We start from the raw sequence: 20916 nt of genomic DNA, 5'->3' as shown, positions 1-20916 counted from the left end.
AATTTTTTTATGAAATCACATTTTTGTTTAAATTGCAACATGAACAGAATATTACTACCACTTGCAACAGTTTTTATTTTATCTGTTTTTTCCTGTAAAAAGGAGGTGGAGACTATTACACCCATGGTTAAACCTGCCGTGAATCCTGAGTTGGGACCAATGCCATATCAGAAACTTTCGGATTATGGATTTTTCAAAGGAGATATGAAGAATCAAATTCCGGAGGATGAACTTTTTTCGTATGAACCAATTTCGTCACTATTTACAGATTATGCAAAGAAAAAGAGATTCATCCGGATGCCAGAAGGTGGCGGGAAGGCAACATTTGTAGAAGGGGATAAACTGTTGGATTTTCCAACAGGTAGTATCCTGATAAAGAACTTTTATTATGATAATGTTTTGCCGGGGAATACAACCCGGATTATAGAAACAAGACTACTTATAAAAGAAACATCAGGATGGATATTTGCAGAATATGTTTGGAATGATGAGCAAACGGAAGCCTATCTTGATATGAATGGAAGTTATACTGAAATTTCATGGATGGAGAATGGGGTGCAGAAATCGACGAACTACAGAATTCCTTCGGAAACGGAGTGCCTTATCTGTCATAAATTTAACAGTAACCCTATCCCGATTGGTGTGAAACCTCAGCACATGAATAAACTGCATCAGTATACATCAGGAATGAAAAATCAATTGCAGGAAATGGTTGATAAAGGTTATCTGGAGGGAGGCTTCTCCGAAAACTATGCCTCTCTGGTTGACTATAAAGACCAATCGGAGCCTGTTGACCTGAGGCTTCGATCTTATCTGGATATAAATTGCGCTCACTGTCATAGCGAAAATAGCCATTGTGACTACCGACCTTTACGGCTTGCTTATTCTGAAACCACTGAGTTGAGTAATCTTGGGGTTTGTGTTGAGCCGGATGAACAAATAAATTCAGCATTGGTTTATATTGTTGCTCCGTCAAATACAACAAGGTCAGTCATGCATTTCAGATTGTCTTCGACATCTGAAGCCACGCGAATGCCTCTCCTCGGGAGAAGTATTGTGCATGAAGAAGGAGTGCAGCTTTTGGAAGAATGGATAAACACGCTTTCTCCTTGTGGAGGATAAAAAAACAACTATATGAAAAAGAAAGAACTACTTATTATGATTTTGTTGTCTGGCGGTATGGTATACGGTCAGAACACATGCAGTGAAGCGCTGACAATTACAGAAGGGCTACACACTATTAACTACATTGACGGGACAGAAATCCCAGATCCGGTTTGCGCCCTAAATGGTCCCGGGGCTATGAATGCTGAATGGTATCGTTATGTGCCGGATAATGATTATACGGTTACCGTTAGCTCTGATCTTGCTGCGAATACGGGGCAGGATACCAGAGTGCATGTTTACACTGGGACGTGTGGTCAGTTGACCTGTGTTGCCGGTGATGATGATGCAGGAGCGGGGGTGCTATCCGTCACCTCTTTTACGGCAGAACAGGGAGAGGTTTACTATATCGCCTGGGATAACAGATGGGAATCGGATGGATTTATTTTTGAATTAACGGAAACTATATTACAGGAACCTGTTGAATTGCCGGTTACGTTTACAGGTGTGTATATTCCAACTATTTCAGGAAGTTACAAGATTGCTATTGGAGATATGAATGGTGACTATCTGGATGATATTGTTACTGTTTCTTCCGGAAATATACAAGTGCATTATCAGCAGTCTATAGGAGGCTTCTCCAACACGACGATAGCTACAGCAGGAACTTCGTATTTACCATCCTGGAGTATGGCTATTGCTGATTATGATAAGAATGGATTCAATGATTTGCTATACGGTGGTGGATCAGGGGTGGCATTCTTAAAGGCAAACGAAACGGGTACGGAATACGAAATGATCGCCGGGCCGCAATATGTCTTTTCTCAGAGAAGTAATTTTGTAGATATAAACAATGACGGTAACCTGGATGCATTTGTTTGCCATGATGTTGATCCGAATGTGTATTATATAAATGATGGTTCAGGAAACTTGTCTTTTAATCAGGGAGGGATTGGTGATCACCCGGATGGGGGAAATTACGGTTCTGTATGGATTGATTACGATAATGATGGAGATCAGGATTTGTTTATTGCAAAATGCCGGGGTGGATCTTCTTCTGCCCGAATTAATGAATTACACAGAAACAACGGAGATGGGACGTTTACGAATGTGTCAATAGAGTCAAACCTGTCAGACCCTGTGCAGACCTGGTCTTCTGCATGGAATGATTTTGACAACGACGGAGATATGGATGTTGTTGTTGGGGCAAGTTCTACAGCTGACGGTCCGCATAAGTTTATGAGAAATAACGGAGACGGAACGTTTACAGATATTACAGCAGGAAGTGGTTGGGATGCAAATACGCATCTGAATATAGAGCATATTACTTTTGACTTTAATAACGATGGTTTTGCAGATGTTTTTGGAGGCGGAAACGTTATCATGTTTAATAACGGGGATATGACATTCTCTCCCTATACAGTACCTATGGATGTGGGAGCTGTAGGAGATTTGAATAATGATGGCTTCCTTGATGTACAGAATGGTAACAATATCTACCTGAATGATGGGAATGAAAACAACTGGATTAAAATGAATCTGGAAGGTGTGCAGAGTAATAGAAATGGTATTGGTGCCCGAATTGAAATTTATGGAGACTGGGGACGACAGATTCGTGATGTTCAATCAGGGACAGGTTTCAGATATTGCAGTACTTTAAATCCTCACTTCGGGCTGGGGTTGGCAGATGAAATTGATTCAGTCGTTGTTCGTTGGCCTTCGGGATTGGTTGAGGTGATATGTACACCTGAAATCAACTCGACGCTTTACTTGTTGGAAGGAGCGGCTGCAAAACCGGTAGCTGAATTCTCTGTAAGTGCAAACGATATTCCGGTAGGAGGTACAATTATAGTTGCTGATGAGTCAACAGAATGTCCAAACGGATGGGAATGGGATGTCTCTCCTGCTTCCGGATGGGAATTTATTAACGGAACGGATGCAGCAACACAACATCCGGAAATTCAGTTCAACGAAGAAGGAATTTATTTTGTCAGTCTTGTTGTGGAAAATTCAAATGGAATAAGCTCTAATCAGGTGTCAGAAGAAGTTCATGTTGGAAACCCAACTGCAGGAATTACAGAGTTGAATTCAGAAGAATTAGTTGTGTTCCCAAATCCAGTAACAGATATGTTGTCCGTTCAGTTTAGTGGGAATATTGATAACTATACTGTGTCTGTTTATTCGTTAATAGGTGCCGAAGTGATGAAAGTTGAAAAGTCGAAGCAAAGTATTGACGTTTCAGAGCTTCCTCAGGGGACTTATTTCCTTTCTTTACTAGCTAAAGATGGAAGTAAGTTGGTGCGAAAGTTTGTGAAGTACTAAATAAATAAGATAGATCAAGCGGAAAGCAGTATCCTTCAAGGGTACTGCTTTTTTATTTATGCATAGAGGGGAAATACTGAAAAACAAAAAAGCCTCGCATTTCTGCAAGGCTTTCGTGGTGATGGACGGAATCGAACCGCCGACACAAGGATTTTCAGTCCTTTGCTCTACCAACTGAGCTACATCACCGCCGTTTGGTGGGTGCAAAGATATAAATAAAATTGTTTTTCAAACGAAAACTATACTTTTTTTTGAAAAAAGTTCAACTATCTTTGAATGATGATACAGAAAAGATTGATCGTTGATATGGGGAACACGCGGCTTAAGTATGCGGTTTTTCAGGGAGATACTATCGTTTCTTCAGGAGAGGGAATAGCAGGGGTAAAGAATGTAATTGATACGGAAGAAATAGTCAATTCCATATTGGCATCTGTCGCAGGAGAAGAAAAGACACATGAAGTATTGGGAATTCTACCTAACGCAATTCGTGTAAATAATGAATTACAATTCCCGGTACAGATAGCATACAAGACTCCGGAGACATTGGGGGTAGACAGAATTGCCAATGCTGTTGCCGGAGCCGGATTGTCCCCGGGGAACAATGTGCTGGTTGTAGATGCCGGAACTTGTTTGAAGTTCGATTTTGTCAGTTCCGAAGGGAAGTATAGGGGAGGAGCTATTTCTCCCGGATTACGGATGAGGTTTCGCGCAATGAGTGACTATACCGCAAATTTACCATTAGTCGAATCCTGGGAAAAAAGACCTCTCATAGGGCAAAATACGGAGGAGTCTCTGGTATCGGGAGCATTAAATGGAATGCAAAATGAAATTTTAGCCACAATTAAACGTTATCAGGAACTGTATACTGATTTAAGAATTTTTGTGACGGGAGGAGATATGAAATACTTTGATTTCGAAGTAAAAAATCCCATCTTTGCGCACGAAAATCTGACTTTGTTGGGTTTGAAATTAATTTTAGAGGCTAATGCATAAGAAAATACTTGCTGTACTCATCCTTTTAATTCCTGTATTAACAATTGCGCAGGTTACTACAAATTCACCTTACTCGCAATTTGGCTTGGGGATGTGGAAAGAACCGATTGACGGAATATCCCTGGGAAGAGGAGGTGCACGTATCGGATTAAATGATTCGACTTATGCAAATATTCACAATCCGGCTTCTTTACCCTATCTGGGAAAAGGGCAACCTCTTTTTTCATTTGACCTTAGCACACGTTTTTCTAATTTTGAGTCTGCTTCGGGAAAATCAAGTGACCACCTGGTATATCTGAATTCAATTCAAATCGCAATTCCCTTTGCGAAGCGTTTTGCCCTCGCTTTGGGAATGAAACCGGTTATTTCACGCGGGTATGATTTTAAAACCTATGAAGTAATTGCAGGTGATTCACTTCGTCATTCCTACATGGGAGAAGGAGGAGTGCAACAGGTTTATTTTAATTTTTCGGGAGCAATTCTCAAGAATGAAAAAAATTATCTTGCTTTAGGAGCGGATCTGGGGTACAATTTTGGAAATACGGCCAATTCCAAAAGAAGTGATTGGATCAATTCATCCAGCTATTTTAACGGATTATACAATGTTAATGACCGTATACGAGGTTTTAGTTTGAATACAGGACTTTCATATCAATATACAATCAGTAAATACAGTTCGTTTTCGATCGGTGTAACATACGCAATGCCGACCTATTGGAAAACGACCTCTTTGGAGTCCTTAGTCCGGTATACGGGGGATTATGATGTTTCACCGGCTAATATTGATACGATCTTCTCTACAGGAGAACTTGGAGGAAAAGTGTTGATCCCTCAACGTATCGGATTTGGGGTAGGGTACGAGATCAGAGCCAGAGAGGACTCGCTTAAATCAAGACTCCTGATGTATCGCGTACGGATTCTGGCAGATATTGAAATGATGAGTTGGAGTCAGTATAAAAAGGAAGTAAACGGAATTCCTGTAAATGAAACGTATTCGGATGCGATGTATGCCCGTTTCGGAATCGAATACACGCCTCATCACAAGTTTCTTGATAAATCACCTTCGATTAAATACCTCTCCAGAATGACCTACAGACTGGGAGCGAACTACGGGCAGATTCCCGGAGGGGACACTCGATTAACAGACTTTGGCATGACTTTTGGACTAGGTTTCCCGATTCCGTTTAATCGATCAGTTTCTTCTCTGAATATCGGGATGAAAATCGGACAACAGGGAGAAATCGGACCAACATCGATACGGGAGCGATATATTGGCGTTAATTTTGGAATAATTTTATCTCCCGGATTTAACGACAAATGGTTTAGAAAGTTTAAGTATGATTAAATTATAAAATGATGAACTTAGGTAAGTACATATTAGGGTTGACTTTAGCAATAGGATTACCTGTTGTTGCGCAGGACGAAATGAGTAAGGAGTGTAAAGAAGCCCGCGTAATCGGAGGTGATGCGATGACAAACAAGAATTTCCAGGAAGCGGTAACATTTTATACCAAAGCAGAAAAACTTTGTCCGACGGATTCAACAATATACATGAACCTGAAGTATGGTTATGAGCAATTGATTGCACAGAACGAAGATGCTGTAATAAAGAAAGCCTATACAGATACGTTGATTGGTGTATTTGAGAGCTATGAAACAAAGATAGGTAAACGTGCCGAGTGGGCAATTTGGCACGCCTATTACCTGACAAGCATCAAAAGTACTGATTACAAGAAGATCGATGAGTTGTTCAAATATGGAATTGACGGACTACAGGAGAAGGCAAATCCTTCGTTGATCTCTACCTATTATTATAATCTTTACATCCTTCAGTATGGAGAAAAAGATGCTCAGAAAAAGAAAGAGTACAGCAAGCGTATTGTTGACGAATACTTAAATCTTTCAGCATTACTTGCAATGAATGAAGGAAATGAGCGTATCCAGGAATATATTACAGGAATATTTGATCGGGTTGCAAAATCATGTGATGATGTACTTCCTGTAATCTCAGATGTTCTGGGGATGTTGCCTTCGGATGCGGAAGCGAAAAAAGGGGCTGTGAAAAATTACATGTCAATTCTTGAGAAGAAAGACTGTGTAAACTCTAAAGAGTACGAAATGCTTTTGGATACCTTGATTGCTCTTGATCCTACAGTAGATGCAATGATTGCTAAAGGGAACTTCCTTCTGGCTCAGAAAAGATACGGTGATGCGATGGGAGCTTATAAAGAAGCAAAAGATATGGATAACGGTGAGCGTGGTGATGAAATTGCATACCGCATGGCTTACGGATATTATCAGCAAGGAAACTACCGTGCGGCACATGCTTCAGCTTTAACAGCGGGAGGAGAATACAGAAGCAAGGCTTTGGATATCGCTGCAAAAAGTGTGGCAGCTTCTGCAAACAGTTGTGGTGATACAAGTTTTGAACGAAAAGCAAATTACTGGTATGCGGTTGAGCTAGCAGAACGTGGTGGATTGAGTACTGCGTCTTACAAAGCTAATGCTCCTACAAAGAATATGATCTTTGATGAGAACCGTACAGAAGGAGAGACAATAACACTTTCTTGTTGGGGAGTATCAGTGAAAATTATCGGGTACAACTAACATTGAGATCGTATACAAAATACTTTTGGATGATTCCTGCGTGGCTTTTGCTCGCAGGAATTGTCTTTTCTTGTGCCAATGACCTTGAGAATATCAGAAAGGTGACTTCACAGGAGAATTTACCGGATGAATTGTCCACGGATCTTCACATGATCGTCACAGATAGCGGTTATGTAAGGTATGAGTTAAAAGGAGTCTTGGTTGAGTCGTATCGTAACCCGATCCCGAAAACGATTATTAAAGATGGATTGGAAGTGACTTTTTATGATCGCGATACCCGTAAGCCGGAAGCGGTTTTGACTGCATATTATGGCGAAAGAGAAACCAATACGGAGAAAATGTTTGTCAGGGATAGTGTTGTACTAAGAAACGTCAACAAAAACCAGCAATTGGAAACAGAAGAGTTATTTTGGAGAAATGATAGTATCTTTAGTAACAAAACCGTGGTCGTGAAAACAGAAGACGGCATTTTGTGGGGAAAAGGGATTGTGGCTGATCAGACATTTGATAAGTTTGAGATTCTGAAACCTACTGGAGAGAAATATTTTAATGATTGATTATGAACAGGTATAATAAAATAATGGAAAAGTTCTGGCTCCTGATCGGGATAGCCATGTTACTGTTTATTACGGTCCTTGGTTTTAAAGAAGGATTCGATCGTTGGGCACCCTATTACGTTTTTTCTGGAATCGCTTTTTTTGCCTGGATTATACGCTCTTTTATGAGAAAGCGAATGGAGAAACATATTGAATTTCTGGAGGAACAGAAAAATAAAGAAGAGCAATGAACAAATTGATGCCAAATACGTTGTATTTTATGCAACATATATGACAATCAATGGACTAAAGCGATTTTCCTTTCTTGTGCTGATCCTCTTCAGTAACCTGCTTTGTTTTTCTCAGTCTATTGAGGGAGTCGTGAAAGATGATTTAGGTGTTCCCGTCCCTTATGCTACTATCTATATAAAGAACAGACCTGAACTCCGAACCGTAACTTCAGATAAGGGAAATTATACCTTATTTATTGAAGTGGGGTCTTACGATGTGGTTGTAAAATACCTTGGTTTTGAAACATTGGAGCAGTTTGTTGTTGTCCGGCAGGGGAGTAATAAAGTAGATTTTCAGTTAAAACCGGCAGACAACGAACTGAATGAGATTGAGATTAAAGTCAAAAGGACAAATCCCGGACACGAGATCATTAAAAAAGTTATTGAACGAAAGGAGATTATCAACCCCGAGCAATATTCCTACAGTGTTGATGTTTATCTAAAAGCAGCCGAGAAACGGGCAATATCTGAAAAACGCTCCAAACAGGAGATTGAAGAGGAACTGGACAAGATTACAGATCCTTTTGAGCGCGAAGAAAAGGAGAAAGAACTTCGCTATGCTACAACAGATAATCTAAACCTTGTCGAAGTTGAAATGGAACGGTATTTTCAACCTCCCAATAATGTGAAGGAAATCAGAAATGCGTATGTCCGAAAAGGGAAGGACGATAGGCTCTATTACACGACAACTACAAAATCAAACTTTAATTTTTTCGCAAACATTCTCTATGTAGATGACCTTAATGAGTCTCCGGTTACTTCTCCTATTAGCTGGGCAGGGATTTTATCCTATAAATATAAACTGGTGAAGCAATACGTAGAGGAAGGGCTCAAATACCACAAAATAGAAATAACAGCAAGGAATTCGGCAACTTCTACACTGACAGGGTATCTAATCATACAGGATTCTGTCTGGATGGTAAAAGAATTGTCTTTCAGGATGGAAAAGGGGGATCTATTAAAATTTGATTATTTCGAAATTGACCAGTTATTTGAAAATAGAGGGGATACACTTTGTGTTTTGAAACAGCAGAATATGAGGTATGGTGTTTCCTTTAATAAAGATGTGACGGAAGCATCTACCTCTGTAGCGTATGATAATTATGTGTTTGGTAAGGAGTATGGGAAGAAATTTTTTTCGAATGAAGTTGCCGTTACAACACAGGATGCATATGATAAAGACTCGGCTTTCTGGGAGAATAATCGCAGAATACAACTGACGGAAGAAGAGAGAGAGCTATTGCGAAAACAGGATAGCATCCATGCTATTCTTAACAAAAAGGAATACCTTGATTCAGTGGACAGAGAGTTTAACCGGGTTACTTTCTGGAAAGTGGTCTGGTTTGGTATAGATCAACGTAACAGGGCAAAAAAGATACAATGGTCTGTTTCATCTTTAGCGGGTATGATCGAACCAATATACATCGCCGGACCGCGTATATCTCCTAATTTTGACTACTTCAAAAAATGGGAGAATGAAAAATATATAGATACCTATGGTAAGGTATCTGTTGGTATTTTAAATGGGGATATCAAAGGAACAGCGCGAGTCAGGTATCTGTATGATCCATTCAGACAATCAGCAGTTTTTCTCCGGTTCCGACATGATTTTGATCTGATTCGCCAGCAGGATGCTATTTCCCAGATCTTCTTGCGGGATAATTTTATCGAATCTACAAAGTTGGTTGGAGGACATTATACAGAGCTGTTAAATGGTCTCTATTTGGATGCTGAGGTTGAATTTAATGAAAGACGTTCCGTAGATGGTTACAAGTTTATCACGTTATTGGATAGCGCAATAAATAATACCGCGCCGCCTGTGTTTAAAACGTATCAGGCTCTTTTGTTACGATTGGTATTAGAATATACTCCGGGACAAAAATATATGCGTGAACCGAAACGAAAGGTGATTCTGGGTTCCAAGTGGCCTACTTTTTATATCGGATATGAAAAGGGAGTGCCTGGTTTTTTGGGAAGTGATGTTGACCACGATTATATTGATCTGGGAGTGAGACAATCGTTTAAAATTGGTACGTTGGGAACAACAAATTACCACGCGAAAACAGGGAAATTCCTGAATGCGCGTATTCTGAAAGATCCGGATTATAAATACCACAGAAGATCAGACCCTTTGTGGTTTTCCAATCCTCTGTATTCTTATCAGGGACTGGACACATCTCTTCCGACAATGGATTTTTACCTGGAAACACATATTGTACACCACTTTAACGGGGCATTGTTAAATAAGATACCTTTCATGAAAAAGACCCGGATAAAATCAGTAGTGGGAGGAGGATATTTATATGTACCGGAACACAATTACCAATACTGGGAATTTTTCGCAGGACTGGAACGGGATTTCAAGTTGTTTAAACGTCGTTTGCGAATTGGTTTGTATGGTGTTTACTCGGATGCTAATTTTGCTCCGCCTACCGGACAATTTAAAATTAGTTTCTCATTACTTGATGAACGGGATATGAAATACAATTTCTGATACAAAAAAAGCTGTCCGGTACAACGAACAGCTCTTCCTGATCATGGATTTGTTTATTTTTTCTTGAAAGAGTTGATCGCATTAACTGTAAAATCGGATAAAACCAGCTTACCACTCATTGCTGCTCGTTCAGCTAAAAGCTGATCCCAGTTTTCAGTCCCTTCCCAAAACACTTTTTTCAATAGTAGCATAGCTTCGGGATTAGATTTTGCCAGTTTGTCAGCCAGAGTCTGGATGGCTTCATCCATTTCTTCAATCGAATCAAAGATGTCTGTGTACAATCCTTTTTCTCTTGCCCAGTCTGCGGAACGCCATTCTGTAGCATCTATAGCCAGTTGACTCATTGCTGAAAGACCTATTTTTCTTTCTACTGCAGGACCTACGACAAAAGGACCAATACCAACAGCCAGCTCACTCAGCTTTATATCAGCATAACGCGTAGCAAAACAATAATCAACAGCAGAAGCCAATCCTACACCTCCACCAACAGCTTTCCCCTGAACGCGGCCGATAATCAATTTTGGGGCTTTACGGCATGCATTAATAACATTGGCAAAACCGGAGAAAAATTGTTTACCGGTATCGAGATCTTTGATTGATATCAGCTCGTCAAAGCTGGCTCCAGCACAAAATGCCCGCTCTCCGGACGACTGCAGTACGATTACTTTTACCGAATCATTTGCTCCCAATTCAGTTATTGTATTAGCTAGTTTTGCAAGTACTTTACCGGGTAATGAATTAGATAACGGATGAAAAAATTCAACTGTAGCAATTCCATTTTCCGAAATAGTAAACTTTACGTCTCCCTGATTTATAGCTTCCATTTATATCGTTTTTAGTCCACGAAAATAACAAAAAAGGGAGACTTTTGTCTCCCTTCCATTCAACTGTCCGTTACAGAGATTTTATTTAAGTGTAAAACTATCTTTTCCAATTACAGCACCGTCAGCATATAGTTTTACGATATAGTTTCCTTTGGCGAGTTCTTCACTTCCTGCCTCATAGTATACGCAGACATCAATACTTTGATTTTGATAGTCAATTTCTTTACGATCTGAATATAGAACATTAACTCCGTCTATGTTTATCACGTTACTGGAGCGTGTGTGCAGAACTTTTCCGTCAGGAGTAATAACCTGAAGATAGATATATTTTGATCCTGCCGCAGCTAACGAATTTTCAGATACTGTAAAACAAGAACGTATTTTGTCAATTTTTCCGGCTCGGGAGTTTTCTTTTAGTGTTCCGTCCAGCCTGTATTTAAGTCCTGTTGAATAGATGTTATAAGCACTCAAACGAGCTCCTGCCGCTACTTTAGATTCCAGATTTGATGTTCTTTCCTGTAAAGCATCACGTTCACCTGTAACACTGGAAAGTTGTGTGGTTTTATCTGTCAATTCAGTACGAAGACCGACATTTACCGTATTAAGAGAGTCGATCTGACGAACATAATCTTTCATGATTGCCCGCAGCGTTTCAGTCTCTTTCTTCAATTTATAAATCTCGCGGGCACTTCTCTTTTTGTTTGATTCCAGTTCATTCAGAATACTCTGAATTTTTTCCTGTTGTGCCCGTATACTATCCTCGTGCGTGTCGTTTGTTGCCAAAGCGTCCTCGTACATTGCTAACATATTTCTTAGCTCACTTTTGAGGTCTCCTTTTTGAACATCAATATGTTCGGAAAGCATATCTTCCATCCCCGCCATATCCGCTTCCAATGCACTTTTCTCAAGAGAACAGTTTTCCAGGGCCTTGTTTTTGTTGGAAATTAAAAATCCAAAACCTGCAAGTCCTGCAATCAATAAGAGTATAACAAAAATGTATACCCCATCTCTTTTCTTAGGTGCTTCCTTCTCCTTCTGATTATCTTTCTGTATTTCTGACATAAAATAAAGTATTTACACACAAAGTAATGAAAAATTGAGTGTACTGTTATATCTTTTAAGAAAAATTAACCTTGATGAAAATCTTAGTGGCTACCAAGTTTTCCTTTTAGTTGTTTCATGAACTGAGCAGCATAGACAAAATCGTTAATTTCCTGATTGTCGGTTCTGAGAATATCTTCTTTTGTTCCTTCCCACCACTTATTTCCTTCGTAAATGAAAATAATGTGATCACCGATTTCTATCACGGAATTCATGTCGTGAGTAATGACAATAGTTGTCATATTAAATTCATAGGTCAATTCCCGGATCAGGTTATCAATAACTATGGATGTTTTGGGGTCAAGACCCGAGTTAGGCTCATCACAGAATAGGTATTTGGGATTCATGGCAATTGCCCGGGCGATTCCGATACGTTTCTGCATTCCCCCGCTGCATTCAGCTGGAAGGAGATGGTTTCTATTGGTTAGTTTTACCCGCTCCAAACAGAAATTAGCACGTTCACGCATTTCTTCTTTAGACATAGTTGTAAACATGGAAAGCGGGAACATAACATTCTCTTCGACGGTCAGGGAGTCAAACAGAGCTGATCCCTGAAAGAGCATTCCAATCTCCTTTCGAACATCTTTTCGTTGATGACGATTCATAACCGTAAAGTTTCTTTCGTCATATAGAATTTCTCCTGTATCAACTTCATGAAGCCCGACTATGCATTTTGCAAGAACAGATTTTCCCGAACCACTCTGACCGATGATAAGGTTGACCTGTCCCGGTTCAAAAACGGTACTGATTTCTTTCAGGACGTGATGGTCACCAAAGCTTTTATTTACCCCTTTTACTTCAATCATGAATTATGTCAGAATTATTTGAGTTAGGAAGTAATTGGTGAGTAATATTCCAATACTACTGTAGACCACTGCCTTTGTGCTTGATCTGCCTACGTCTAACGCTCCTCCCTTAGTATAATATCCATAGAATGAGGCAATAGTCGTAATAATGAAAGCAAAGAAAAAAGGTTTTATCAATCCGTAAGCAACATCGGACTCATAGAAATAATACCGAAGTCCTTTTACATAATCATTTTGAGAGCATAATCCAGTCTGAACAGCGGCAAAAAGACCTCCCAGAATACTCAATGCCATAGAAAGTATAACAATAATCGGAAATGTGATCAATCCGGCAACAACTTTAGGTAGTACGAGATACCCAAGAGAATTTACTCCCATTATTTCAAGTGCATCAATTTGTTCGGTAACGCGCATAGTGCCGACTTCCGAAGCAATATTAGACCCGATTTTACCGGCTAGAATTAAGGAAATAATGGTAGGTGAAAATTCAAGAATCGTAGATTGACGGGTAATATAACCGATTGTTTCGACAGGTAACAACGGGCTGTCCATGTTGGCTGCTGTCTGAAGGGTTATGACCGCTCCCATGAAAACAGACATAAGTGCTACCAATGGGATTGAGCTTAGACCGATAATCTCAATTTCATCAAAAATCCTGATTCTGTAAATCCGAAACTTTTCAGGTCGCGAAAATACATATTTCAGCATCATGACATACTTACCTATATTGTAGATCACCTTCATTTTCGATGCTAATTTAGCGGTTTTGGGTAAATTATCATCAATTTTTTGTAAACTCTTTGGTGGGGATAACTTTTGTTGCCTATTTCCATTATTTTTGTTCCGATGAATGAGGTTAAATCTGCTATTGCTGATAAAATCCGCCGGTTTCTTCCCGAGCAGGGAATAGATCAGGTAGTAAATCTGATAGCAGCTCATAAGGTGAAATTCAGGATTACAAACCCGAGAAAGACCAAATTTGGCGATTATCGTAGTCAGGATAGGGAAGGGTTTCATTCCATCTCGGTGAATGGAAATCTGAACCCATTTGCTTTTTACCTTACGACGCTTCATGAGTTTGCGCACCTTATTGCCTTTAGTGAGTATGGAAACAGGATCGCACCACATGGAGAAGAGTGGAAAATGACTTTTTCTCAATTGCTCACTTCGGGAGGAGCACAAAACTGGTTTCCGGAAGACGTCAGGAGACCTTTGAAAAATTATATTCGTAATCCGAAGGCTTCTTCAGCTTCCGATCACGAATTGTTTCTTGCGCTTAGAAGGCATAATACGAAAGATCAGGTGCCGGTAGTGAAGGACCTTCTTCCGGGAGAGCGTTTTTTGTTGTCCGGAAGATTGTTTGAGAGAGGAAGTGTAAGGAGAAAAAGAGTAGAGTGTAAAGAAGTAGCTTCAGGTAAAATGTATTTGGTAAATGCAATTGCTGAGGTTAAGAAAGTAGAAGTATGAGAAGTAACAAGTTTGCTGTGATTATGGCAGGTGGAGTTGGAAGCCGTTTCTGGCCTTTGTCGACTCCGGAACATCCGAAGCAGTTTTTGGATGTATTAGGTATTGGGAAATCATTGATTCAAATGACCTTTGATCGGTTGTCAAAGATCGTTCCTGCTGAGAATGTTTTTGTGGTTACCAACCAGATATACCGGGATTTGGTGAAAGATCAGTTGCCTGATTTATCGGAGGAGGCAATTCTTACGGAGCCCCAACGAAAAAATACAGCTCCGTGTATCGCGTACGCAGCATCAAAGATTTATGCGATCAATAAGGAAGCCAATCTAATTGTAGCTCCTTCAGATCACCTGATTTTACAAGAGGAGAAGTTTGTGCGTATTGTTGATGTAGCCCAGAAGGAAGCGGAGTCAACAGAGTGTCTGGTTACACTTGGGATCAAACCCAACCGACCGGACACGGGATATGGATATATTCAGTTTTACCAGAACGGAGATTTGATTCCGGGATCAGTATGTGAGGTGAAACAATTTATGGAGAAACCTAACAAAGAATTGGCCGAATTATTTCTGAAGAGTGGGGATTATTATTGGAATTCGGGAATATTTGTCTGGAAAGCGGCTACTATTCTGGAAGCATTAAAGAAATTTAAACCTGATTTATACAAGCTGTTTGCAAGTGATTTTTCATTGTATAATTCCCCGCAGGAACAGACCTTCGTCAATACGTGTTTTGAAAAATGTGAAGACATTTCGATTGACTTCGCTGTTATGGAAAATGCGAAAAATGTAAAAGTGGTTTTAGCGGATTTTGACTGGTCGGATTTAGGAACCTGGGGTTCTGTATATAGTCATCTGGAAAAAGATTTTAACGGAAATGCAATTATAGGAGGCAAAGCACAGTTGATTGACTCGCATAATTGTATAGTTAACATTCCGACCAATCGTTCGGCGTTAATTCAGGGACTGAATGATTATATCGTTGTTGAGTCGAATGGAAAGCTCTTAATTCTTAGTAAGAAGGATGAACAGAAGCTAAAGGATTATATTAAACTAATGGAGGAGTAAGTAATGTCTGACCCAATACCTGAGTCTTTTTATTCCGACCGAAGCGGAAAGCCAATTCGGAAGTGTGTCATGTGCGAAAAGGATTTGATTGCGTCCGGGGAGCCTTATGCAATTGAAAAAGCGATGAAACGCACTGCCGAGGGAGATGTTTTGACCTTGTTCGAAATGGCAATATGTATCCCCTGCGGACAAAAAATGAACCAGCGAATGTCTGAGCATTCCAAACGTGTCATCGAAGAGTATTTTGAAAGTATTCATCTAAATGAGAAGCGTGTCAGTATGGGGCAGGAGGACTGGCAGGGTAAATGGGACAAAGTTTGTGTGGTTACAGGTAAACCATTATCAGAAGTAACGGAGTTTAATTTGATCGGTAACTTTATAGGTGATAATGTTATCGCAGGAATTCCACCGGTTGCTATTAGCGGCGAAATTATGGAACAGTTACAGGAAAAAATATCTCCTGAAACGCGACAGGAGATGGATGATTTCAGAGATACCTATCTTGGTCCTGATGATCCGCAGTTAAAAGCCCTTTTGAGTGAAACTCAATTTGTACTACTTTAGTTGGAAATGTTTAGTGTGTAGGTTCCGTCAAAAATAGTTTGATAGCCTCGTAGTCCAAATTCAGCAGGTCCCTGAATGACGGATCCGTCATATAGAGAAAATTGAGAATCACCACAGACATCATTTACAATAAGTGTGTTTTCTTCATCAACTTCCACTCCGTCGCATTCTTGCCCTCCTTCAGCTGTGGACTGCCTGTCAAAAGCAACAAATTCATCAATAGATCTTCTGTAAACAACCACGCCTTTAGAGCCGTAATTATTGACATAAGCATATCCCCCTATGTTCTGTAGTCCTGAATAGGAAGGAAGGTTGATATTGATATTGACATTGAACGGAAGATTCGGAACAGGGTGAAGTTTGTTTTTATTGCAAGATGAAATCAGAAAGAGAAAGGAAAGAACTGTCCCTAAAATCAAAACTGGTCTAGATAGTTTCATGCTGCTGTGTTTATTCTGTAAATTTACAATTTTATTAACGTAAAAAGGAGAGTTAAAGTATGCAAAAGTATTTCGTCATTTTCTTTCTGGTACTTTTTACTTGTTGTTTTTCTTCAGGTAAATTGTTAGCGCAGAAAACTCCGGCTACTGTTGAGCAGGCTGAGAAAAGTATTGAGAAAAAGCGTGAGTCGAGGAAAAAGGCGCAACAGAAAGCTCAGAAGGAAGGAAAGAAGCGTTTCATGAGCATTCAGAGTAAAGAGACGCAAAAACGGATGAAGAAGCAGCAGAAAGCTCTGAAAAAAAGAGATAAGAGAAAGAAGAAAAGGAGGAAATAGTTAGACAGGTATAATATTAGATAAATTCGATTTTTAGCGCGTTGTCAGATGGATTTTAAAACGGTATGTTTGTAGCATGCCTGAAAAAGGAGATGTTAAAATTTATTAAAAAGGAAAGAGGTGCTAAGAAAAATTATTTTTCTATATTTACCCGCTTTGTTGCTTAAAGAATAGTTCAAATTAAAATTTGCTTATGTTACGGAAATTTTACTTGTTACTCGCAAGTGTTTTATTAACAGTTAGTTACTCGCTTGCACAAACAGGGGTAGGTACCATCCGAGGGGTGGTAACAGAAAAGGAGACGGGAGACCCGCTTCCATTTGTTAATGTGGTATTATTCCAGAACGGAGTTCAGAAAGGTGGGGGTAAAACCGACTTTGATGGTAAATTCCAGATTAACTCCATTAACCCTGGTAGTTATAATGTTGAGGTTCGTTTTGTCGGATATCAGACACTTCGTCAGGAAGGTGTTATTGTATCCAGTGATAAAATAACCTTCCTTAATGATCTTCAGTTAGGTCAGTCCGATGGGCTTCTTACTGAGGTAGAGGTCGTTCACTACGAAGTCCCTCTTATTGATAAGGATGGTGGTGCTTCCGGGCAAACGGTAACACGCGAAGATATCGCGCGAATGCCGGTTCGTTCTGCAGCTGGTGTTGCAGGAACTGTCGGAGGGGTCTATATGGAAGAAGGTTCGGGGGCAATGAGTGTTCGTGGGTCTCGAAGTGGTGATTCCTACTACTTTATAGATGGTATTAAAGTTCGTGGTTCGTCCAATCTTCCAAAGTCAGCTATTCAGGAGGTTTCTGTAATCACGGGTGGTCTTCCTGCTAACTATGGGGATATGACCGGAGGGGTTATCTCTGTGACGACAAGAGGTCCGTCTGCAAAATACTTCGGTTCGATCGAAGGTGTTACATCCGGATTTTATTTTAATGGAAAAGACCCGAACGGATATGACGGGAAAGTGATCGGAATGGATCAGTTCGGTTATAACCTTTTGGAAGGGATGGTTTCCGGACCGCTTTGGATGAAAAAAGATTCTTTAGGAAATAAAACAAAACCAATTTTAGGATTCTTCCTTTCGGTAAACTACACGGATCAGTTAGATCCTCGTCCTGCTATTGGAGGTACTTACCGAATTAAAAAAGAGGCTCGTGACGCATTGATGGAAAACCCGCTTCGTCCGACAGGTACCGGACAGGGAACTTACCATAACTCACAGTTTCTTAGAGCTGATGATTTTGAAAAAACACCTTACCGAATGAATGCAAGAAGCCGTAACATTTCTGCAGCAGGTAAGATTGATGTTAATGCAGGACCTTCAGTTAACCTTACTTTTGGAGGGTCGATGGCTTATAATACAGGAAGAGGTTATAGCTATAATAACTCACTGTTGAATTTCACCAACTTTGGTTTAAATACTCAGTTAGACTGGCGTGTATACGGACGTTTTACACAGCGATTCACTCCTAAACAAGAAGAAGGGAGCAGCTCAAAAATTAAGTCAGCATTCTACTCTTTGATGGTGGATTATTCACAATCATCAGGATATTCTCAGGATGCTAATCACAAAGATCGTTTGTTCAACTACGGGTATGTTGGTAAGTTTACGACATACCGTGAGCCTTCTTATACTTTCCGTCAGGTTACAGATGAGGCTGGAAATGTGATTGATGCGTATTACGAGCATGATGGTTTTCGTGAATATCGGGTAGATTTCGAAGCATCTGAAACGAATGATGCATTTGCTTCGATCACTCGTCAGTATTATAATATCTACGACGGGAAAGTAACAGGGAACTACGAAAATCTTTTCCAGATTCAAACAGGTAAAGGTTTACGTAACGGAGATAGACCGGATGATGTATATGAAATCTGGAATAACTTCGGAGTTCCTTATAACTTTTATCAAAAATTTGAAAACAATCAGTTCCGTGCTACAGGTTCTGGATCGATTAACATCGGTGGACACTCGATTACACTTGGTTTCGAATTTGAACAGCGTACTGACCGTGGATTCCAGTCAGGTCAGGCAGGACCTATTGGTCTTTGGACAGTTGCTCGTCAGTTGATGAACTCGCATATTTCCGAGTTGGATAAGTCATCACCAAGTTGGGATAACTACGGAACATACTATCGTGTTACATACGACCGTTTAAATTCAGGATATGGTGCTACTAATGGAGTGTACGGTGGTCAGATTAATGGTGACGAACAGTCTTTCTTTGATTACAGTGTGCGTAACGAGTTAGGGTTGGATCCTTTTGGAACAGATTTCGTGAATATTGATGAAGTTGATCCAAATACGTTAACATTGGATATGTTCTCTGCTGACGAGTTGTTAAATTCAGGGCAGAATTTTGTTCAGTATTGGGGATATGACTACACAGGTAAGAAAATCAAAGGAGGAACAGATATTAACAATTACTTCAATGAAGTAGATGATAATGGGAACTACAAGCGTACAATTGGTGCTTTCCAACCAATTTATGTTGCGGGGTACATTATGGACAAATTTGCATTTGATGATATCGTCTTCAACGTTGGTGTACGTGTCGATGTGTTTGATGCAAATCAACCGGTACTGAAAGATCCTCTTTTAGTTTATTCAGCAAGAAACGTTCAGCAAGCTCGCGCTTTGGCGCAGTCTGATCCGACAACTTATAATTGGGTTGATATTCCTGAAAGTATGGGAGACGATTACGTAGTTTATGTAAACGACGTAAACAACCCGACTTCGATAAATGGTTTCCGTAAAGACATGCAGTGGTACAACGCTACAGGTAACCCGATTTCCGATCCAACTGTTGTTCGTGGAGCACAGGGAATTGCACCGTGGTTATTAGATCCATCAGCAGAAACTCCGTCTGCGGATGCATTTACAGACTACAAAGCGCAGGTAAACGTGATGCCAAGAATCGCATTCTCATTCCCTATTTCTGATGAAGCAAGTTTCTTTGCTCACTATGACATCCTTACTCAGCGTCCTAATACAGGATTCCGTTTCGATCCAATCGACTATCAGTTTATGGAAACAAGAAATGTTATTATTAATAACGCAAATCTGAAGCCAACAACAACAATTGATTATGCATTAGGATTCCAGCAGGTGTTAACAAAAACTTCTGCTGTTAAGATTGAAGCTTTCTATAGAGAACAAAGAAATCAAATCCAGTTAATGAGAATGGTGGAAGCATATCCGAACACATACCGTACATTTGGTAACCGTGACTTCGGAACCGTTAAAGGATTGACCGTTTCTTACGACTTGAGAAGAACAGGTAATATTCGCTTGAATGCAAACTATACACTTCAATTCGCTGATGGTACTGGTTCTGACGCAACTTCGGCATTAACGTTGGTTAACTCAGGACAACCAAACCTTCAGAACATTTTTCCATATAACTATGACCGTCGTCACACATTTAACTTTGTAATTGACTACCGATATGGAGAAGGAAAATCATACAATGGTCCTAAAACGAAAAAGGGTGGGCAAATCCTGAAAAATACAGGGATTAACCTGGTTGCAAATGTTGGTTCGGGAACACCTTATACACGCCAGCAACAAGTACGTGGTGCTGCATACATCAACCCTCAGACTTCAGGTCTTGAAGGAACGTTGAACGGATCAAGAAAGCCTTGGACGTATACCTTGGATATTCAGATCGACAGAACATTTAATCTGGAGTTCGGTAAGAATGAGGATAAGAAAAAAATGGCTTTCCTAAACGTTTACTTCCGTATTACCAACCTTTTGAACACTTCAAACGTTCTTAATGTATATCGTGCTACTGGTAACGCTAATGATGATGGTTTCCTTGCTTCTGCAGATTCACAATCTTCAATATCGAACCAGTTGGATGAGCAATCCTTCCGCGATCTTTACATGATGAAAGTTGATAACCCATTCAATTATGGTCTTCCAAGAACAATTCGTTTAGGTGTTAAATTTGACTTTTAATT

At 40.0% G+C, this 20916-nt stretch carries 18 protein-coding genes and 1 tRNA gene; 13 read left to right on the top strand and 6 right to left on the bottom strand.

Translation table 11 applies throughout. The annotated features are described in order from the left end of the window. The first annotated feature begins 39 nt into the window (after positions 1 to 39). Both AC4PL9_RS05450 and AC4PL9_RS05445 read left to right on the top strand, forming a co-directional pair. Positions 40 to 1122 carry a hypothetical protein gene (locus AC4PL9_RS05450; protein WP_491603760.1) on the top strand — a complete coding sequence of 361 codons (1083 nt, stop codon included), beginning with the start codon at positions 40 to 42 and terminating at the stop codon, positions 1120 to 1122. Between the two features lie 12 nt (positions 1123 to 1134). Then, a complete protein-coding gene (locus AC4PL9_RS05445; protein WP_491603759.1) occupies positions 1135 to 3426 on the top strand; it encodes an FG-GAP-like repeat-containing protein in 2292 nt (763 codons plus the stop codon). Positions 3427 to 3542: 116 nt separating this feature from the next. On the opposite strand, the gene AC4PL9_RS05440 is transcribed toward AC4PL9_RS05445, so the two are convergent. Continuing rightward, a tRNA-Phe gene (locus AC4PL9_RS05440) sits at positions 3543 to 3615 on the bottom strand. Positions 3616 to 3702: 87 nt separating this feature from the next. On the opposite strand from AC4PL9_RS05440, the gene AC4PL9_RS05435 reads away from it, so the two are divergent. The 6 genes from AC4PL9_RS05435 to AC4PL9_RS05410 are packed head-to-tail and all read left to right on the top strand — an operon-like array spanning position 3703 to position 10346. Continuing rightward, on the top strand, positions 3703 to 4419 hold the full coding sequence (locus AC4PL9_RS05435) for a type III pantothenate kinase (RefSeq protein ID WP_491603758.1): 717 nt from the start codon (positions 3703 to 3705) through the stop codon (positions 4417 to 4419). Then, on the top strand, positions 4412 to 5764 hold the full coding sequence (locus AC4PL9_RS05430) for an OmpP1/FadL family transporter (RefSeq protein ID WP_491603757.1): 1353 nt from the start codon (positions 4412 to 4414) through the stop codon (positions 5762 to 5764). The genes AC4PL9_RS05435 and AC4PL9_RS05430 overlap by 8 nt, the downstream gene beginning before the upstream one ends. Before the next feature lie 8 nt (positions 5765 to 5772). Continuing rightward, positions 5773 to 7026, top strand: a complete 1254-nt coding sequence (locus AC4PL9_RS05425) for a tetratricopeptide repeat protein (protein ID WP_491603756.1) — start codon at positions 5773 to 5775, stop codon at positions 7024 to 7026. A 29-nt stretch (positions 7027 to 7055) separates the two neighbouring features. Next, entirely contained in the window at positions 7056 to 7583 is a 528-nt protein-coding gene (gene lptC / locus AC4PL9_RS05420) for an LPS export ABC transporter periplasmic protein LptC (protein WP_491603755.1), read from the top strand. Positions 7584 to 7606: 23 nt separating this feature from the next. Beyond that, positions 7607 to 7813, top strand: a complete 207-nt coding sequence (locus AC4PL9_RS05415; protein ID WP_491603754.1) for a hypothetical protein — start codon at positions 7607 to 7609, stop codon at positions 7811 to 7813. Positions 7814 to 7853: 40 nt separating this feature from the next. Next, positions 7854 to 10346 carry a DUF5686 and carboxypeptidase regulatory-like domain-containing protein gene (locus AC4PL9_RS05410; protein WP_491603753.1) on the top strand — a complete coding sequence of 831 codons (2493 nt, stop codon included), beginning with the start codon at positions 7854 to 7856 and terminating at the stop codon, positions 10344 to 10346. A gap of 53 nt (positions 10347 to 10399) precedes the next feature. Here the strand turns inward: AC4PL9_RS05410 and AC4PL9_RS05405 are convergent, their stop codons facing one another. From AC4PL9_RS05405 to AC4PL9_RS05390, 4 genes are all read right to left on the bottom strand, one after another. Beyond that, positions 10400 to 11170 (bottom strand): enoyl-CoA hydratase/isomerase family protein, encoded by a 771-nt coding sequence (locus AC4PL9_RS05405; protein WP_491603752.1) that lies wholly within the window; start codon positions 11168 to 11170, stop codon positions 10400 to 10402. Between the two features lie 81 nt (positions 11171 to 11251). Then, a complete protein-coding gene (locus tag AC4PL9_RS05400) occupies positions 11252 to 12232 on the bottom strand; it encodes a DUF8428 domain-containing protein (protein ID WP_491603751.1) in 981 nt (326 codons plus the stop codon). Positions 12233 to 12315: 83 nt separating this feature from the next. Further along, positions 12316 to 13077 carry an ABC transporter ATP-binding protein gene (locus AC4PL9_RS05395; RefSeq protein ID WP_491603750.1) on the bottom strand — a complete coding sequence of 254 codons (762 nt, stop codon included), beginning with the start codon at positions 13075 to 13077 and terminating at the stop codon, positions 12316 to 12318. A 3-nt stretch (positions 13078 to 13080) separates the two neighbouring features. Then, positions 13081 to 13821 (bottom strand): MlaE family ABC transporter permease, encoded by a 741-nt coding sequence (locus AC4PL9_RS05390; RefSeq protein WP_491603749.1) that lies wholly within the window; start codon positions 13819 to 13821, stop codon positions 13081 to 13083. Positions 13822 to 13923: 102 nt separating this feature from the next. Here AC4PL9_RS05390 and AC4PL9_RS05385 point away from each other — a divergent pair, with 102 nt between their 5' ends. The 3 genes from AC4PL9_RS05385 to AC4PL9_RS05375 are packed head-to-tail and all read left to right on the top strand — an operon-like array spanning position 13924 to position 16172. Then, positions 13924 to 14544, top strand: a complete 621-nt coding sequence (locus tag AC4PL9_RS05385) for a SprT-like domain-containing protein (RefSeq protein WP_491603748.1) — start codon at positions 13924 to 13926, stop codon at positions 14542 to 14544. After that, positions 14541 to 15608, top strand: a complete 1068-nt coding sequence (locus AC4PL9_RS05380; RefSeq protein ID WP_491603747.1) for a mannose-1-phosphate guanylyltransferase — start codon at positions 14541 to 14543, stop codon at positions 15606 to 15608. Before AC4PL9_RS05385 ends, AC4PL9_RS05380 begins: the two co-directional genes overlap by 4 nt. Positions 15609 to 15611: 3 nt before the next feature. Beyond that, a complete protein-coding gene (locus AC4PL9_RS05375; RefSeq protein WP_491603746.1) occupies positions 15612 to 16172 on the top strand; it encodes a hypothetical protein in 561 nt (186 codons plus the stop codon). On the opposite strand, the gene AC4PL9_RS05370 is transcribed toward AC4PL9_RS05375, so the two are convergent. Continuing rightward, entirely contained in the window at positions 16169 to 16612 is a 444-nt protein-coding gene (locus tag AC4PL9_RS05370; RefSeq protein ID WP_491603745.1) for a Rieske (2Fe-2S) protein, read from the bottom strand. The genes AC4PL9_RS05375 and AC4PL9_RS05370 overlap by 4 nt on opposite strands. 59 nt (positions 16613 to 16671) lie before the next feature. On the opposite strand from AC4PL9_RS05370, the gene AC4PL9_RS05365 reads away from it, so the two are divergent. After that, positions 16672 to 16947, top strand: coding sequence for a hypothetical protein (locus tag AC4PL9_RS05365; protein WP_491603744.1), 276 nt, complete (start codon positions 16672 to 16674; stop codon positions 16945 to 16947). Between the two features lie 193 nt (positions 16948 to 17140). Next, positions 17141 to 20914, top strand: a complete 3774-nt coding sequence (locus AC4PL9_RS05360) for a TonB-dependent receptor (RefSeq protein ID WP_491603743.1) — start codon at positions 17141 to 17143, stop codon at positions 20912 to 20914. The last annotated feature ends 2 nt before the right edge of the window (positions 20915 to 20916 follow it).

The organism is Wandonia sp., from assembly GCF_984588085.1.
Note: the sequence above shows the minus strand (reverse complement) of the source record. Positions and strands in the feature narration are given on the sequence as shown.

What these genes read in the sequence shown, in the direction of transcription:
- AC4PL9_RS05410 (WP_491603753.1), top strand. Translation starts at nt 7,854, where the DNA reads ATGACAATCAATGGACTAAAGCGATTTTCCTTTCTTGTGCTGATCCTC.
- AC4PL9_RS05435 (WP_491603758.1), top strand. Translation starts at nt 3,703, where the DNA reads ATGATGATACAGAAAAGATTGATCGTTGATATGGGGAACACGCGGCTT.
- AC4PL9_RS05380 (WP_491603747.1), top strand. Translation starts at nt 14,541, where the DNA reads ATGAGAAGTAACAAGTTTGCTGTGATTATGGCAGGTGGAGTTGGAAGC.
- AC4PL9_RS05375 (WP_491603746.1), top strand. Translation starts at nt 15,612, where the DNA reads ATGTCTGACCCAATACCTGAGTCTTTTTATTCCGACCGAAGCGGAAAG.
- AC4PL9_RS05430 (WP_491603757.1), top strand. Translation starts at nt 4,412, where the DNA reads ATGCATAAGAAAATACTTGCTGTACTCATCCTTTTAATTCCTGTATTA.
- AC4PL9_RS05395 (WP_491603750.1), bottom strand. Translation starts at nt 13,077, where the DNA reads ATGATTGAAGTAAAAGGGGTAAATAAAAGCTTTGGTGACCATCACGTC.
- AC4PL9_RS05450 (WP_491603760.1), top strand. Translation starts at nt 40, where the DNA reads ATGAACAGAATATTACTACCACTTGCAACAGTTTTTATTTTATCTGTT.
- AC4PL9_RS05370 (WP_491603745.1), bottom strand. Translation starts at nt 16,612, where the DNA reads ATGAAACTATCTAGACCAGTTTTGATTTTAGGGACAGTTCTTTCCTTT.
- AC4PL9_RS05425 (WP_491603756.1), top strand. Translation starts at nt 5,773, where the DNA reads ATGATGAACTTAGGTAAGTACATATTAGGGTTGACTTTAGCAATAGGA.
- AC4PL9_RS05415 (WP_491603754.1), top strand. Translation starts at nt 7,607, where the DNA reads ATGGAAAAGTTCTGGCTCCTGATCGGGATAGCCATGTTACTGTTTATT.
- AC4PL9_RS05400 (WP_491603751.1), bottom strand. Translation starts at nt 12,232, where the DNA reads ATGTCAGAAATACAGAAAGATAATCAGAAGGAGAAGGAAGCACCTAAG.
- AC4PL9_RS05445 (WP_491603759.1), top strand. Translation starts at nt 1,135, where the DNA reads ATGAAAAAGAAAGAACTACTTATTATGATTTTGTTGTCTGGCGGTATG.
- AC4PL9_RS05385 (WP_491603748.1), top strand. Translation starts at nt 13,924, where the DNA reads ATGAATGAGGTTAAATCTGCTATTGCTGATAAAATCCGCCGGTTTCTT.
- AC4PL9_RS05390 (WP_491603749.1), bottom strand. Translation starts at nt 13,821, where the DNA reads ATGAAGGTGATCTACAATATAGGTAAGTATGTCATGATGCTGAAATAT.
- AC4PL9_RS05405 (WP_491603752.1), bottom strand. Translation starts at nt 11,170, where the DNA reads ATGGAAGCTATAAATCAGGGAGACGTAAAGTTTACTATTTCGGAAAAT.
- AC4PL9_RS05360 (WP_491603743.1), top strand. Translation starts at nt 17,141, where the DNA reads ATGTTACGGAAATTTTACTTGTTACTCGCAAGTGTTTTATTAACAGTT.
- lptC (WP_491603755.1), top strand. Translation starts at nt 7,056, where the DNA reads ATGATTCCTGCGTGGCTTTTGCTCGCAGGAATTGTCTTTTCTTGTGCC.
- AC4PL9_RS05365 (WP_491603744.1), top strand. Translation starts at nt 16,672, where the DNA reads ATGCAAAAGTATTTCGTCATTTTCTTTCTGGTACTTTTTACTTGTTGT.